This window comes from Emticicia sp. W12TSBA100-4, from assembly GCF_040253585.1.
Taxonomy (GTDB): domain Bacteria; phylum Bacteroidota; class Bacteroidia; order Cytophagales; family Spirosomataceae; genus Emticicia.
On the sequence record NZ_JBELAU010000006.1, the window covers coordinates 265334 to 279615 of the forward strand.

The following is a 14282-nucleotide window of genomic DNA, read 5'->3' on the forward strand; positions in this document are numbered from 1 at the left end:
TTTAAAAATCTTCAAATTGCTGTAATAAAGGCACAATTTTTTGTCCTTTTTCGGTCAAACTATATTCTATATGCAAAGGTTTTAGTTTAATTGTTGTCTTCAATAAAATTCCTTCGGTTTCCAATTCTTTCAAGGCAGTTGCAATGGCTTGCTTGGTGGCTCCTTCTAATTGACGTAATAGAGCGTTGAAGCGAACAGGATTATCAATTGCTAATTTCAAAATCTGCGGTTTCCACTTTCCTGCAATAGATTTTAATAATTCTTCGGCGGGGCATTTAGTTTCTTTCATAATTACAATATTGGTAGTCAGTTTTTTTTGACTAATTGACAGCTGTTGGACTTCTTTGCAATTTTGCAACATCATTTTATGGTCATAGGTTCATCCCTACTCGACCAAATTTTGGTTTTGAATAAATAAATTAAAAAATCTTAACAATCGCAAAAATGAAGGTTCTATTTTTTTTCGTTTGTTTAGGTTTAGCTTTTTGTAACGCACAAAACAATAAGAAAATGTTAAACGATAATCCACTACTATGTGATATTAATTCAGGAATTTGTGGCGTAGAACCAGATAGCACCTCAACGGTAGCACTGGTAGAAGCAAAATCTAAATCCATCAAAATTATATACTTTACTGACCCAATTTGCTCTTCATGTTGGGGTATCGAGCCTCAATTACGGAGATTAAAACTTGAGTATGGAAAAGAGGTAGAAATAGAATATCACATGGGTGGTCTGCTCAAAGATTGGTCGTATAATAGTGGAGGTATCAGTAAACCAAGCGATGTAGCTCATCATTGGGACGAGGTTAGCAGACATTATGAAATGCCAATTGATGGTGATGTTTGGTTGGAAGACCCTCTTGCATCATCTTATCCACCGTCGATTGCATTTAAAGCAGCCGAAATTCAGGATAAACAAAAAGCGATTTTGTTTTTGAGAAGAATCCGAGAAATGGTTTTTCTTGAGAAAAAGAATATCACAAAATGGCAATATTTAGAAGAAGCTGCCAAAGAAATTGGACTTGATGCAGAGCAATTAAAGCAAGATTTTGACGGACAGGCTAAGGAATTATTTAGAAAAGATTTGGTTCTGGCCCAAGAAATGGGAGTACGAGGCTTTCCGAGCTTATTTTTTTCAGATGCTTCGAAAAATACATTATTTCTTTATGGTGCTCGACCTTACACCGAATTTGAAGCAAAACTTAGCACACTCATACCGAGTATTCGGCCCCAATTTTTCAAAAATGATCGGAAATCAGTATTTCAAAAATATAATACCTTGACTCTCAAAGAGTTTGCAGTCTTAACAAGTCAAACACTAAAAAATGCAGAAGTCAATCTGCAAGAGTTGACCAAAGAGAATTTTCTTGAAGTATTTAGCACTAAAAATGGCTCAATTTGGAAGCTAAAATAAAGTTTTTTACTATCCTATCCTCATAACTCTTAGTCGGGAATTGATATACAAACTTTTCCCGACTTTAATTTTATTTGAATTGAATAATTAGTTTTAAAGCTTCATCAAAAGTACATCTTTTCGGCCAAACGAAAGGTATTACAATGAGCCTCAACAATATCGGCAATACGAGGCGAATACCCTCCACCCATCGAAACTACCACTGGAATCTTGTATTTGATTGCTTGTTCAAAAACAAATTCATCACGTCGGCGGCAGCCTTCCATCGAAACTTTTAGTTTACCCAATTTATCGGATGCCAAAATATCTACACCCGAAATATAGAAGATAAATTGTGGTTTTTCTTGTTCGATTAATCTCGGTAAAGTTTCATAGAGCAAACTCAAATATTGTCCATCTTCGCAGTAAGTTGGCAGCTCAATATCTAAATCCGAGATTTCTTTTTTCAGTGGGTAATTCTCTTTTCCGTGCATTGAAAAAGTAAAAACTCGTGGTTCATTCTGAAAAATCACGGCAGTTCCATTGCCTTGATGCACATCTAAATCAACGACCAAAATCTTACTAACTATCTTATTTTCAAGCAAATAATTGGCCGCTACTGCCACATCATTGAGTAAACAAAAACCTTCTCCTTTATCAGCGTAGGCGTGATGCGTTCCACCCGCAATATTCATCGAAATGCCATATTCTAAAGCAAAATGACTACAATCAATTGTACCTTGTGTAATGATAAGTTCTCGCTTAACGAGCATTTCTGAGACTGGAAAACCTATTCGACGTTCCATTTTCGGGTCGATGCTAAGATTCAGTAAATCATTGAAATACTGCTCATCATGCACGCCCAGAACCCAACGTTTCTCAACTTCAGCTGGCGAAAAGAAACTTTCTTCAGTACAAGTGCCTTCGTAGATTAATTGCTCAGGAATCAACTCATATTTCAGCATCGGGAAACGATGTCCTTCGGGCAGTGGATGTCGGTAAATTGGGTTGAAGGCAATTTTAAGCATTACTTAAATATCTTCGCATCAATCGAATATTTCCCTGCACCAGTCAGAAAAATACTAAGATAAGCAAACAAATACAAAAGTGCGTGTTCTTTATCGCCAAGTGGGTCAGCACCGTGAATAGAAAAGCTAACGATTGCCATACAACCAATCAGAATTACGAGTGCGGGGCGAGTAAATAAGCCTAAAACGAGTAAAATTGAGCAGAAAAATTCGGCAAAAACTGTTAGTCCGTGTGAAACCGTCGGTGAAACGTGCAGTGGGTCAGGAAAATCGTGGTTTCCTGCTAAAAATTCTTGCATTTTATCATATCCGTGTGGAATCATCAAAAATCCGAAACTGAGACGTAAAACTAAAACTGCCAAACTTACTTGGTTTGGCAGAGATGCTGGCTTTAAATATTTTTTTATCATTGTTTATTAATTATGGAACAAGTTTGAAACTTGTTTTACTTAACTTCCTCGTAATCAACATATTGACCACCTTCAAAACCTTTATTTTTTGAACTCGTTGGTGTTGTTTTTACTTTAATTTCACCTTCTTTGCCACGCTCTTTTTCCATAAAATCGTTGTAGCGTTTTTGTTGTTTGGCGATTTGATTTCCAACCAAAATCTCGAATATAAACCTACGAATGGCAGGAACGAAGGCAATTGCCAAAAGAATTAATATGATATATTTCATCGAATCTGAATTTTATAAAACAAAGTTACACTAAGATTAGAAAAACTTGCAAGATTTTTTCTATTGTTGTATCATGCCGTTGTTGGTATTCTCACCTTCAACATTTATTCCATTAACTTCAAAAGTAAATCTAAAGTTTCAGGACTGCTCGGACGTGGTGCATCTGGACGCACAATTGTGCCGCTCTTATCAATAATCATATAACGAGGAATACTGTTGATTTTGTATTTCTGGCATACGCTCGAAGCCCAACCACCTTCCGAAAGTCCGTGGTCGCCGTTGTTGAGTTTTAGGTTATCAATCGCACCTTTCCAATTGTTGGGGTCTTCATCAATCGAAACGTACAAGAAAACAATATTTTTCTTTTGTTTTTCGGTGAAACCATCGTGCATTTTCTTAGAAAACGGAAACTCAGCACGGCAAGGCCCGCACCAACTCGCCCAAAAATCAACGTAAACTACTTTTCCTTTGTATTTCGCAAAGTTAAATTGTTTACCATCAATACCCACCAAAACTGGGTAATCGCTCGTACCAAGAGGGAGTTTATCTTTATCATCTTTTTTCTTCGCAACTTCTTCTTTCTTATTGAGGGTCTCTTTGCAGTGGCTCAAAAGCATATTTCGGTAATCATTGGCAGCAACTTGACTAATCCAAAATTTGGCCGACGATGCCGTAAGTTTTCCGCAATTATCATAGAGTAATTTGGTCAGTGTGTAGTCCAAAACTTGTCCTTTGAGGTATTTTTGAGCGAAATTCCCTTTGTCGGAAATGGCTTTTACTTGGTCTGCGTATTTGACAAATTTCTGTTCTTGAGAATTAAAATAAGTTACAAAAAAAGGCAAGAAATTTCGGTAACTTTCTACCATCATCAATTTTTCGTCGTTGATTTTTGCGGGGTCGAGTTCTTCGGTCATTACGGCTGGCAACGACACCACACGAGTGAGTTTTGTATCAATATTACTGCGAACGATTGAGTACGCCAGCAATAAATGCCAGTAATTCCATTTGATATTAGCTTCAACCAACGACTGAAATTCTGGATTTAGTTTCGTAAGATTTGGGTAGTTTTTTAAGAAATTCAGCTGACTTTTTCGGTCATCATACAATTTCATTTCCCAATCATCAACATTGGCCGAAATCAAATGAACATAACGAATATCTTTATCGAATGTATTGGGGTATTTCTTATGAAAATCTACCAAAAATGCTTGAGCATCAGCATTTTCGATTAAATCAGTGGCTTTTTTGAGGATATTGCCATCGCCATATTCTACAAAAATATCGGCACTATCGGGAATTGTAAAACCTACGGTCTTCTGTGCAAACGAAATGACTGGAAACAGCAACAAAAAAATAAAATTCTTCAACATAGTTTTGTTTGTTAATAATTGCTTACAAAACTAACGAAAATCTATGCCAAAGAATTCTTTTGTTGGTAATAAAATGCAAAAAGGCAGATGTAAAAATCCCGTTAGGGATTCAACATCGGTAGAAAGTAATCATCTAACAAAACGCTATGAAACCAAAACAATATATGTGTCATACCTACGGCATGAGCGTTTTCCTGTACATACGATGAGCTACCAATATTAAAAATGGGATACCAACTAAAAGCTAAGATTATGCCATTACATTTTCAATTTCCACTACCTTAAAATCTTTTTTGTTGGCCTCACAAGTAGAGCAAACATAGTTTGATGGAAGTTTTGCGAATAGAACACCCACAGGAATATTATTTAATAAATCACCAAATTCCGGGTCATAAATTGTGAAGCAATGTTTGCATTGATGCACTTTTTTAGTACTTGGTTTGACGAGTTCTTCTTCTTTGTGGTCATCTCGCAAACCTGCTGCTTTTATGGCATTTTCAGCAATCATTTTGTTATATTTCAATACATTTCGACGTAATTGTTCGGCTAAATTTACACGCAAAATACTTGTCTCGAAATACTTTTTTGTACGACCATTTGGGTTGAAATCTTCTGTGTACGAAATGTCATACACATAATGGAGAGGAATCAAATTAAAGAGTCTAAAACGTCGGCGTTGCACCATGATTGAGGCATAAACTTCAGTACGTGGACGAGTTTTTATACCAAAACAAAGCCCAAAAGTCCGTAAATCTTGATGGTCGAAGGCTTCTACCAAACTTAATTTAAGCTTCAAGGCTTCATCAGAATCGTCTTCTACTTGCCAGTTCAGTTCGTTGGCTGCGTGACGCACATTAATGTTAAACTCTGATAAAATATTGCTCCATTTATTCCTATTATTTTCATCAATACCCTTGATAATCAATGATTTGAATGGTGTTAGACAGATTTCGCCAATTTTAGTTTCTTGACAAAGCTCGCAGAGTTTTATCAAGAATTTTGCATTGAAATATTCATTTCGACGGTAAATTCCGAGCCACGATTTTTTACCATAACGATTGAAACCTTCGTAATAGGGCAGTGTAAATTTGGCAGGTTCGAGTTCAGCTTCTTTATTGAGTGATATAAAAGTTGGTAAATCAACGAAAAGTTGTTCGATATTTTCGGCAAATTGTTCTTCTTTGCCCGAAATTTTTTCTTCCAGAAACTTACACAGTTTGGGAATTTCGTTTGAGAAAATGAGTTTATCGAAACTAAAAACTTTGTTGGTTTTGGGTAAACGTATATACAAATACCAAAAATTTGGATTTGCGGAGGCTATAAAATTGAGATGTCCCGAAAAATAAGGTGTAAAACTCTGTTGATTGTCCGAAAGATTGATTTTTAGTTTGGCATCATAATCGAACAAATCAAGAATATCTTTATAGATTCCTTCGGTCAGCCAGTTTCCTTTTTGGAAAACTTCTTCAGCTACATACGAACTGATAATATTAGGAAATTCATTTACATCCGACTGAAAATCAATCTTTTGTGCCAACATTTTCTGCTCAAAAATTCGGGCAAATGGGTGCGGCAAATGCAAAATCATTTGCTGGCGTAGCCCAAAACGCACCTCATCAACCTGTGAATCTTGGGCTGCATTTAATATATATTTCAACTCTCCAGGCGAAGCAATTCCGCCCTTGAAGTTTATTCTGACTGTGTAAAAATCTTTCATAATGTCAACACCCCTAACCCCTAAAGGGGGATTTTAGTTAAAATACAATTTAAGCTTCAACCAAAGCATCTTTTTCAAACTTCTCCAAAATCATTCTGACTTCGGGGCGGCAGCTTCCGCAACCTGTGCCTGCTCCTGTTTTTTGGCAAAGTTGAGCAAAATCAGTGCATCCGCCTTTGATGGCATTTTCGAGATTTCCTTGTCCAACATTATTGCACGAACACACTAATTTTCCCAAAACTGGTTCAGATTTTTGATTTGAACGAAGTAATTGTAAACGTTTTTCAGATAATTCAATGCCATTGGCAATCAAATCTTTAAATTCGAGAAACTCTGATTTATCGCCAATCAGAATTGCACCAACCAATCTATCGTTATGAATGATACATTTTTTGTAATAATGTTTGGCTTTATCGATAAAGGTAACTTCCTCATAATCAGTGCTTCCTGCTGGAGTTTCGATTACTCCGAGCGAACAAAGGTTTAAGCCGTGCATTTTCAGAAGATTCATTGATAAACTTCCTTTATAGAAACTTGATAAATCGCCAGCCAAGAATTTGGCTACTACTTCGGCTTGCTGCTCGGCGGCAGCGGTTATTCCCCACATTTGTTTTTTCCATTCGGCAATTTCGCCACAAGCAAAAATATCGGGGTCAGAAGTTTGTAAATAATCGTTTACTTCTACGCCTCTATTGCATTGTAAACCTGCTTCTCGTGCTAACTGAATCGTTGGAGTGGTTCCTGCCGCAACAATAATGGCATCGCAATCTATTTTTTGACCAGATTTTAGGCGAACACCTTCTATTTTTTCTGTGCCATAAAACTGCTCTACTTCATCATTGTAATACACATCAATGCCACGAGCCACGATTTCTTCGTGCAAAATATCACTTCCGAGTGGGTCGAGTTGGCGGTCCATAAAACGACCGATACGCTGCACGACAGTAACATTTACTTTGATTTCTCGTAATGAAGCAGCCATTTCGAGACCTAAAAGCCCACCGCCTACTATTACAACGTGCCTTCGGTTGGGTTCGGCTGGAGTTCCAGTCGAGGGCAGCGGCTTGAGAAATGGCAATAAAGTATCAGCATCTAAACGGCTACGCATATTGAAAATCCCTGCCATTTTTGGAAAGTTTTTGGGCATAAACGCCTGACTTCCCATTCCGAGAAATAGTTTATCGTAGCTGTGTTCGTTGCCTAAATCATCAACTATAATCTTATTTTTTCGGTCAATATGATTGATACCGATGCCTTTATGAACTTTAATATTATTTTCTTCAAATTGGTCTTCTCGTAGTTTCACAAGTTGTTCCCACGATTGCGTGCCACTGATATAGTCGGGCAGCATCACACGGTTATAAAACGGATAGATTTCTTTTGAAAAAACCTCAATATCATCGGTTTGATTGAGTTTTCGGTAAGATGAAATAAATCCAAGTCCAGCCGAGCCAGCTCCGATGATGATGATTTTTTCTTTTGGCTTAACGTATTTCACAACCTCAACTGCTGAAAACTTAAAATCTGGCTCTTTTGAGCGAGCATCTACCAAAACATTAGTCAGGTTATTGGCTCGACCAAAATCATTACCTAAAACTCGGCCCCAGTGCATTGGTAAAAAACACGTACCTATTTTTACTTCATCGGTTATTTTGGCTTTTACTTTTACACTTCCACGATTACCATTTACTTCTACAATCGTACCTTCTTCGATAGCACGCTTTTCTGCATCTTTTGGGTGAATCTCGACAAAAGGTGTTGGAATATGTTGATTGAGCTTATTCACTCGTGCGGTTTTGGTCATGGTATGCCATTGGTCACGGATACGACCAGTTAGCAGTATCAAAGGAAAATCTTTGCTTAATTTTTCCGAAAGATTTTCGTCTGGCACAGCGTGAATTTTTGCTCGCTTGTTGGGAGTGTAAAACTCTCCATTTTCAAAAAGTCTTTTCTTTCCAAAGTTCTGAGTTCTGAGTTCTGAGTTCTGAGTATTTATCGTTTGTAACTCAGAACTCAGAATTCTTAATTCAGAACTCTTGTACGGCCACTGCACTGTCCTTTCTTTCAACAACTCATAACTTACGCCCGTCACATCAATATTTGTTCCACGAGTGGTTTCGGTATATTCTTTATAGATTTCACCGAAATTATTATATTTAAATTTATTTCCCCAACCCATTTTTGCGGCAAATCGACAAATAATTTCAGCATCGGGAAGAGCTTCGGCAGGAGCGTCAACTACTTTATTGAGGTAGGAAATTCTACGCTCGGCGTTGGTCATGGTGCCTTCTTTTTCTGCCCAAGCAGCCGCAGGAAGCACTACATCGGCAAACTTTATGGTATCGGCTTTGTTGGAAACATCTTGCACTACCACAAATTTGGCATTTTTCATGGCTAATTCTGCCATTCGAGCATCGGGAAGGCTCACCATAGGGTTCGTACAAACTATCCAGATAGCTTTTAGTTTTCCTTCTTCTAAGCCCTTAAATATTTCGGTGGCGGTCAGACCAATTTTATCAGAAATAGTTGTTCCACCCCAAAACTCTTCCATTTCAAGTCGATGAACTGGATTAGCAATTTCACGGTGCGAAGCCAACATATTTGCGAGTCCGCCAACCTCACGACCACCCATTGCATTGGGTTGGCCTGTGAGTGAAAATGGGCCATTTCCTGCTTTACCGATTTTTCCAGTAATTAAGCTAAGATTGATGAGCGAGAGGTTTTTATTTACCCCAATCACCGACTGATTGAGTCCCATTGTCCACATTGATAAAAAACCTTTGGCTTTGGCAATCAATGAAGCAGTTTTGATGATTAACTTCTCATCAACGCCACAAATTTCGGCCGATTCGGCAAGTGAACGTTCAAAAACTTTTGTTTTGTAATCTTCAAAACCATCGGTGTGATTTTGAATAAAGTCATTATCAAGCCAATTATTTTCAATTAAAATTCTACCAATGGCATGATTTAATGTAACATCTGTACCAGGATTTATCTGCAAATGAATATCTGAACTCGTAGCCGTTTGCGTGCGGCGTGGGTCAACCGTAATAATTTTCACATTTGGATTTGCCGCTTTGTGAGCCTCTACCCTACGCCAAATAATCGGATGACACCAAGCAGGATTTGCACCTTCAACCAAAATACAATCTGATTGCTCAATATCATCGTAGCAAACTGGCACAGAATCTTCTCCCAAAGAAAGTTTATACCCAACCACTGCCGAAGACATACATAAACGTGAATTGGTGTCAATGTTATTTGAGCCAATAAAGCCCTTCATGAGTTTATTCCAAAGATAATATTCTTCGGTAAGGCATTGCCCTGAAACGTAGAAACCTACCGAATCAGGGCCGTATTTGCTGATGAATGTCTTGAAAATAGCGGCCGTACGCTCCAAAGCTTCATCCCAAGTGGTGCGTTGCATAGGCATACTACGGTTCATACGCATTTGTGGATACAGTAGGCGGTCTGATTTGTCATTGACGGTATAATGCAAATTTAAGCCCTTAGAACAGAGCATTCCACGGTTCACTGGGTGGTCTTTATCTCCTTCTATCGAGATTTTATTATTCCCTAAATCCGTTGCTACGATTCCACAACCTACTCCGCAGTAGCAACATGTGGTTTTATATTTCTTTTGAGTATTCATTTGCAAATTATTTTTCACCTCTCCAATTCATTACTATAATTGGCTTTATTTAAGCCAACTCTTCCTCCAAAGTTTCAATTTTCAACTTCTCATTTTTCGAGAATTTAGTTACAAGAATAAGAGCAGCAGCTACAATTGCAGCATAGCCTACATATTCAAAGGCATCGGCATAAGTCAGGTTTTCAGATTTGAATAAAAAGCCCATCAACATTCCTCCGATATTTCCACCAGCACCCACAATTCCTGCCACCATACCCACATTTTTAGTATTGATAAATGGCGTAAGTGCATAAGTTGCACCATTGGCCATTTTTAGGAACAAAGCAAATAAAACCATTGATGCAATAGCCAAAGGAAGTGAAGTAGAACCCGCAAAAAATATAAGTCCGATTCCCTCAATAGCAATCAAAACTGCTAAAAGTTTTCCTTTACCCGAAAGACCGCTTTTCTTCCCAATTTTATCGGCCCAAATGCCACCGAGGGCACGAGCGAAAATATTCATAAAGCCAAACAAACCAGCCAGCAAACCAGCCAACTTTTGGTCAACGCCAAAATTATCTACGAAGTGAAGAGCGGCTACGTTATCGAATGTAATTTCCATTCCAAAACAAATTGAATACGAAAATGCCAATGCCCAAACTCTCCAATCTTTCACAACTTCCATTGTGTTTGGTTTTTCTTTCTTGGCTACTTCACGGTTAATGTCTTCGTAGTTTCCTGCAGGAGTATCTTTCGTAAACTTATAGTAAAGAAGTGCACTGATAAGTAGCAATGTGCCAGGCACAATCATTGCCAAACGCCATGCTTCGCCTTTTGTATAACCTAAGCCTACGATTCCTGCAAAAATTACGGGCATCAACATGTTGGTAATTCCTCCGCCCAAATTTCCCCAACCACCAGCCACAGCATTGGCCGTGCCTTTGATATTTGGTGCAAACATGACGGAAGTATGGTATTGTGTAATGACAAACGAAGCACCGATTACACCAATGGCTAATCTGAAAAGCAAGAAAGTTTCGTAGCTGTGCGAAAGTCCAACCAAATAAACTGGAATGGCTGAAAATACTAATAGAGCCGTGTAAGTTTTGCGTGGCCCCCAAGTATCGCAAAGGCGACCGATAAGCAAACGAGCAATAATTGTAGCCGAAACCGCCGCAATGAGCGTATTGCCGACTTGTGCTTTTGTAAGTCCTAAATCTTCACGAATGGTTGGCATGAGTGGAGCAAGTCCGAACCAGCCAAAAAAGCACATAAAAAATGTAAACCACGTAATGTGGAAAGTACGCATCTGAACGCCCGAAAAACTCAGTACATTGAGCGATGAAAGTGGTTGATTTGTTTTCATATTTTCTTTGATTGACAGTATTTAATATTTTAGTTATTTATACTTATTTTTATAAGTATTTATACTCAAAAATTGACAGTTTTATGGAAAAATCCCAATTGGCAAGGCCAAGAGGGATTCGTATCGGCTGTCAACCAATGACTAATTATTAATCTTCTATTGAGAATTTATCGAACAATAAATTCAATAATCGGTCATGGACTTCTTGATATTCGGGTAAGTGTATGATGTCTTTTTTATTACGTGGGCGAGCGAGCGGAATATCCACAATCTCTTTGATGGTAGCCGCAGGCCCATTATTCATCACTACAACTCTATCCGATAAGAAAATCGCTTCTTCGATATCGTGCGTAACCATTACGATTGTTTTGTTTCGATTATCCAAATTCCAAAGTTTCAATAATTCGATGTGCATTGAGCCTTTTGTGAGTGCATCTAATGCACCGAAAGGCTCATCGAGTAACAAAATACTTGGGTTGATTGCAAATGCACGAGCAATAGCTACCCTTTGTTTCATTCCACCAGAAAGCTGACTTGGAAGTTTGTCTCTGTGTGGTAAAAGATTTACCATTTCGAGATTTTTCTCAACTAATTCTACTTTTTCGGCTTTTGAAAGATGTGGCAAAACCGAATCTACGGCCTCAAAAACATTTTTATAGACAGTTAGCCAAGGCAAAAGTGAGTAATTTTGAAATACAATTCCTCGGTCTGGTCCGGGGCCAGTTACGGTTTTGCCGTTGGCAATCACTTCGCCCGTAGATGGGGCAACCATACCCGAAATTGTGTTCATCAACGTTGACTTTCCGCAACCTGAGTGACCAATGATGCTCACGATTTCGCCTTTTTCAATTGTAAGGTCTATGTCCTTCACGGCAGTAAAAGTGCCTTTACTTTTCGATTTGAATGAAACCGTTACATCTTTAATTTCAATACTGGTTTCGGTAGCTATTTTATGAAACGATGATGCATCATCAATTAAAAGTTCATTATTTGCTTTCATAACTAAATGCTTTTTGAAGTACATTGAAAATTTTGTCGAACAATAAACCTACTGTTCCGATAATGAGAATTGCCGAAAGTATTTTTTCGAGACTCAAACCATTCCAAGAATCCCAAACGAAGAAACCAATTCCTACACCGCCCGATAGCATTTCTCCCGCTACAATTACTACCCAAGCAATACCGATAGATAAGCGAAGACCTGTAACAATATGCGGTAAGGCAAAAGGCAATAACACTTTCGTGAGGTATTTCCAACGTGAAAAACCAAATGCTTTAGCTACATTTTTGTGGTCGGAAGGAATAGACGAGACGCCAAAAGCTGTGTTGATAAGCGTTGGCCACATTGAAGTGATTGTAATGATAAAAATCGTTGCTTGGTCTGATGCCTTGAAAGCCAGTAAACCTAATGGAAACCAAGCCAAAGGCGAAACTGGACGAAGAATCTGAACGATTGGGTTTAATAAATTCATCCCAACTTTTGAAGACCCCATTACCAAACCCGCAGGAATAGCAATTAAACTACCCAAAGCAAAACCCACAAACACACGACGAAGCGAATACCAAAGTTGCAAGCCAATTCCTTTGTCGTTGGGACCATAATCATAGAATGGCTCGGCCATCATTTCTGAAAAAACCGCCCAAGTGGCTATTGGGCCAGGAATCTCGGCTTTTGTTACAATCGTAACCAATTGCCATAAGCCCATGAGAATGAGCATACTTCCGAGGAAGTAAAGCGTACTCAATGGTGAATATTTTGAAAGAATATTTTTCATATTTGGAGAATTTAAAAATTTAACCTTTTAAATTTCCCCACCTTATTTTCAAGGAGGGGAAATATTTCATTGTTTACTTCTTCGTTGCTGATAAGTATCCTGCAATATTATTTGGGTCGAAGTTGATATCGAGTGTAGTTTTGAATGCTTGCATATCTGGTTGAACAGGTACACTCATTTCTTTGGCTACTTCGGCATACAAATCGTCTAAGACTAATTTTTCTGCAATACCTTTGTAGTCAGGTGCTGATTTTAAGTAACCAAATCGCACATACTGAGCTAAAAACCACATCGCATACGATTTTTTAGGAGTTGCAACTACACCATTATTGTAGAATGTCATGTAATCGTCTTTGTATTTTTGTACGCCTAAATCACAGCCTAAATCGTTTGAGCCAAGCAAGCGTGCCTCTAAAACTGCTACTGGAGCATTTACATAATATGGTTTCGATAACCAAGCAGCCGCTTTTTTACGATTTCCCATATTGTCCAGCCATTTTTGAGCTTCGATGATAGCCTTCATTACTTTTTTCAAATCTTCTCTTTGACTTGAAGCAAATTTGCTATTCACAACCAATGCTTTTTCTGGGTGATGTTTCCAAATATCTTGGCTGGCAATGTGTGTAAACCCTACATTCTGAGCAGCCGCAACACCATTCCAAGGCTCACCAACACTGAAACCTTCCATGTTATCAACTTTCATGTTGGCAACCATTTGTGGTGGTGGAATCGTAATAATACCTACTGCTTTTTGATTTACGCCCGCTGCTGCCATCCAATTTCTTAACCAAATGTCATGCGTTCCACCAGGGAAAGTCATAGCGAAGGTTACTTCTTTACGTTTTTTGAGTTCGGCAATAGCAGCGTTTACTTTCTTCAAATCTTTGAAACCAACCAAGCCACAGAAATCTTTTGAGAGCGTAATTGCTTGACCATTATTATTTAAAGTCATGGCAATTTTCATTTCTGAACCTGCCTTTCCGCCTACTCCTGTATAAACCGACATCGGCATTGAGAATAAACAATGAGCTCCGTCTAATTCACCATTCAATACTTTATCACGAATATTTGCCCAAGATGCTTCTTTGCTCAATTCTACGTTTACACCATATTTGGCAAATAAACCTAACTCTTTTGCTGCAACTAATGGAGCACAGTCTGTCAATGGAATAAAACCTAATTTAATTGCCTCAGCGGCTGGATATTTGAAAGCTGAGATGGTAGAAGCTAAGATAATGATAGCCCCCAACCCCAATGGGGAGCTAATTTTGAATATTGATTTGAATATATTTTTCATAAGATTAGAAGCCCCCTTGCCCCC

General features: G+C 38.3%; 13 protein-coding genes. 2 read left to right on the forward strand and 11 right to left on the reverse strand.

The genetic code is table 11. The features are described 5' to 3' along the window. Position 1 precedes the first annotated feature (1 nt). The gene (locus ABR854_RS10305) at positions 2-289 is read right to left on the reverse strand and encodes a winged helix-turn-helix transcriptional regulator (RefSeq protein WP_350265311.1); all 288 of its coding nucleotides are present in this window, start codon (positions 287-289) and stop codon (positions 2-4) included. A gap of 155 nt (positions 290-444) precedes the next feature. Between ABR854_RS10305 and ABR854_RS10310 the strand changes: the two genes are divergently transcribed. Next, positions 445-1416 carry a ClpXP adapter SpxH family protein gene (locus ABR854_RS10310; protein ID WP_350265312.1) on the forward strand — a complete coding sequence of 324 codons (972 nt, stop codon included), beginning with the start codon at positions 445-447 and terminating at the stop codon, positions 1414-1416. Positions 1417-1520: 104 nt separating this feature from the next. On the opposite strand, the gene ABR854_RS10315 is transcribed toward ABR854_RS10310, so the two are convergent. The 4 genes from ABR854_RS10315 to ABR854_RS10330 all read right to left on the reverse strand — a co-directional run bounded on the left by ABR854_RS10315 (position 1521) and on the right by ABR854_RS10330 (position 4472). Continuing rightward, positions 1521-2423 (reverse strand): histone deacetylase family protein, encoded by a 903-nt coding sequence (locus ABR854_RS10315; protein WP_350265313.1) that lies wholly within the window; start codon positions 2421-2423, stop codon positions 1521-1523. After that, a complete protein-coding gene (locus ABR854_RS10320) occupies positions 2423-2833 on the reverse strand; it encodes a DoxX family protein (protein WP_350265314.1) in 411 nt (136 codons plus the stop codon). The genes ABR854_RS10315 and ABR854_RS10320 overlap by 1 nt, the downstream gene beginning before the upstream one ends. A gap of 35 nt (positions 2834-2868) precedes the next feature. Further along, on the reverse strand, positions 2869-3102 hold the full coding sequence (locus ABR854_RS10325) for a hypothetical protein (RefSeq protein WP_064198512.1): 234 nt from the start codon (positions 3100-3102) through the stop codon (positions 2869-2871). A gap of 104 nt (positions 3103-3206) precedes the next feature. Further along, positions 3207-4472 carry a TlpA family protein disulfide reductase gene (locus ABR854_RS10330; RefSeq protein ID WP_350265315.1) on the reverse strand — a complete coding sequence of 422 codons (1266 nt, stop codon included), beginning with the start codon at positions 4470-4472 and terminating at the stop codon, positions 3207-3209. Positions 4473-4515: 43 nt separating this feature from the next. Here ABR854_RS10330 and ABR854_RS10335 point away from each other — a divergent pair, with 43 nt between their 5' ends. Beyond that, positions 4516-4695 (forward strand): hypothetical protein, encoded by a 180-nt coding sequence (locus ABR854_RS10335; RefSeq protein WP_350265316.1) that lies wholly within the window; start codon positions 4516-4518, stop codon positions 4693-4695. Between the two features lie 27 nt (positions 4696-4722). Here the strand turns inward: ABR854_RS10335 and ABR854_RS10340 are convergent, their stop codons facing one another. The 6 genes from ABR854_RS10340 to ABR854_RS10365 all read right to left on the reverse strand — a co-directional run bounded on the left by ABR854_RS10340 (position 4723) and on the right by ABR854_RS10365 (position 14258). Beyond that, a complete protein-coding gene (locus ABR854_RS10340; RefSeq protein WP_350265317.1) occupies positions 4723-6189 on the reverse strand; it encodes a rubredoxin in 1467 nt (488 codons plus the stop codon). Between the two features lie 49 nt (positions 6190-6238). Continuing rightward, a complete protein-coding gene (locus ABR854_RS10345) occupies positions 6239-9841 on the reverse strand; it encodes a molybdopterin-dependent oxidoreductase (RefSeq protein ID WP_350265318.1) in 3603 nt (1200 codons plus the stop codon). A gap of 49 nt (positions 9842-9890) precedes the next feature. Further along, positions 9891-11186, reverse strand: coding sequence for a NarK family nitrate/nitrite MFS transporter (locus ABR854_RS10350; RefSeq protein ID WP_350265319.1), 1296 nt, complete (start codon positions 11184-11186; stop codon positions 9891-9893). A gap of 148 nt (positions 11187-11334) precedes the next feature. Further along, positions 11335-12186, reverse strand: a complete 852-nt coding sequence (locus ABR854_RS10355; protein WP_350265320.1) for an ABC transporter ATP-binding protein — start codon at positions 12184-12186, stop codon at positions 11335-11337. Next, a complete protein-coding gene (gene ntrB, locus ABR854_RS10360) occupies positions 12173-12961 on the reverse strand; it encodes a nitrate ABC transporter permease (protein WP_350265321.1) in 789 nt (262 codons plus the stop codon). The genes ABR854_RS10355 and ntrB overlap by 14 nt, the downstream gene beginning before the upstream one ends. A 73-nt stretch (positions 12962-13034) precedes the next feature. Then, positions 13035-14258 carry a CmpA/NrtA family ABC transporter substrate-binding protein gene (locus tag ABR854_RS10365; RefSeq protein ID WP_350265322.1) on the reverse strand — a complete coding sequence of 408 codons (1224 nt, stop codon included), beginning with the start codon at positions 14256-14258 and terminating at the stop codon, positions 13035-13037. Between the last annotated feature and the right edge of the window lie 24 nt (positions 14259-14282).

Coding starts and splice junctions, on each gene's coding strand:
- ABR854_RS10305 (WP_350265311.1), bottom strand. CDS start 289: ATGAAAGAAACTAAATGCCCCGCCGAAGAATTATTAAAATCTATTGCA.
- ABR854_RS10310 (WP_350265312.1), top strand. CDS start 445: ATGAAGGTTCTATTTTTTTTCGTTTGTTTAGGTTTAGCTTTTTGTAAC.
- ABR854_RS10315 (WP_350265313.1), bottom strand. CDS start 2,423: ATGCTTAAAATTGCCTTCAACCCAATTTACCGACATCCACTGCCCGAA.
- ABR854_RS10320 (WP_350265314.1), bottom strand. CDS start 2,833: ATGATAAAAAAATATTTAAAGCCAGCATCTCTGCCAAACCAAGTAAGT.
- ABR854_RS10325 (WP_064198512.1), bottom strand. CDS start 3,102: ATGAAATATATCATATTAATTCTTTTGGCAATTGCCTTCGTTCCTGCC.
- ABR854_RS10330 (WP_350265315.1), bottom strand. CDS start 4,472: ATGTTGAAGAATTTTATTTTTTTGTTGCTGTTTCCAGTCATTTCGTTT.
- ABR854_RS10335 (WP_350265316.1), top strand. CDS start 4,516: ATGCCAAAGAATTCTTTTGTTGGTAATAAAATGCAAAAAGGCAGATGT.
- ABR854_RS10340 (WP_350265317.1), bottom strand. CDS start 6,189: ATGAAAGATTTTTACACAGTCAGAATAAACTTCAAGGGCGGAATTGCT.
- ABR854_RS10345 (WP_350265318.1), bottom strand. CDS start 9,841: ATGAATACTCAAAAGAAATATAAAACCACATGTTGCTACTGCGGAGTA.
- ABR854_RS10350 (WP_350265319.1), bottom strand. CDS start 11,186: ATGAAAACAAATCAACCACTTTCATCGCTCAATGTACTGAGTTTTTCG.
- ABR854_RS10355 (WP_350265320.1), bottom strand. CDS start 12,186: ATGAAAGCAAATAATGAACTTTTAATTGATGATGCATCATCGTTTCAT.
- ntrB (WP_350265321.1), bottom strand. CDS start 12,961: ATGAAAAATATTCTTTCAAAATATTCACCATTGAGTACGCTTTACTTC.
- ABR854_RS10365 (WP_350265322.1), bottom strand. CDS start 14,258: ATGAAAAATATATTCAAATCAATATTCAAAATTAGCTCCCCATTGGGG.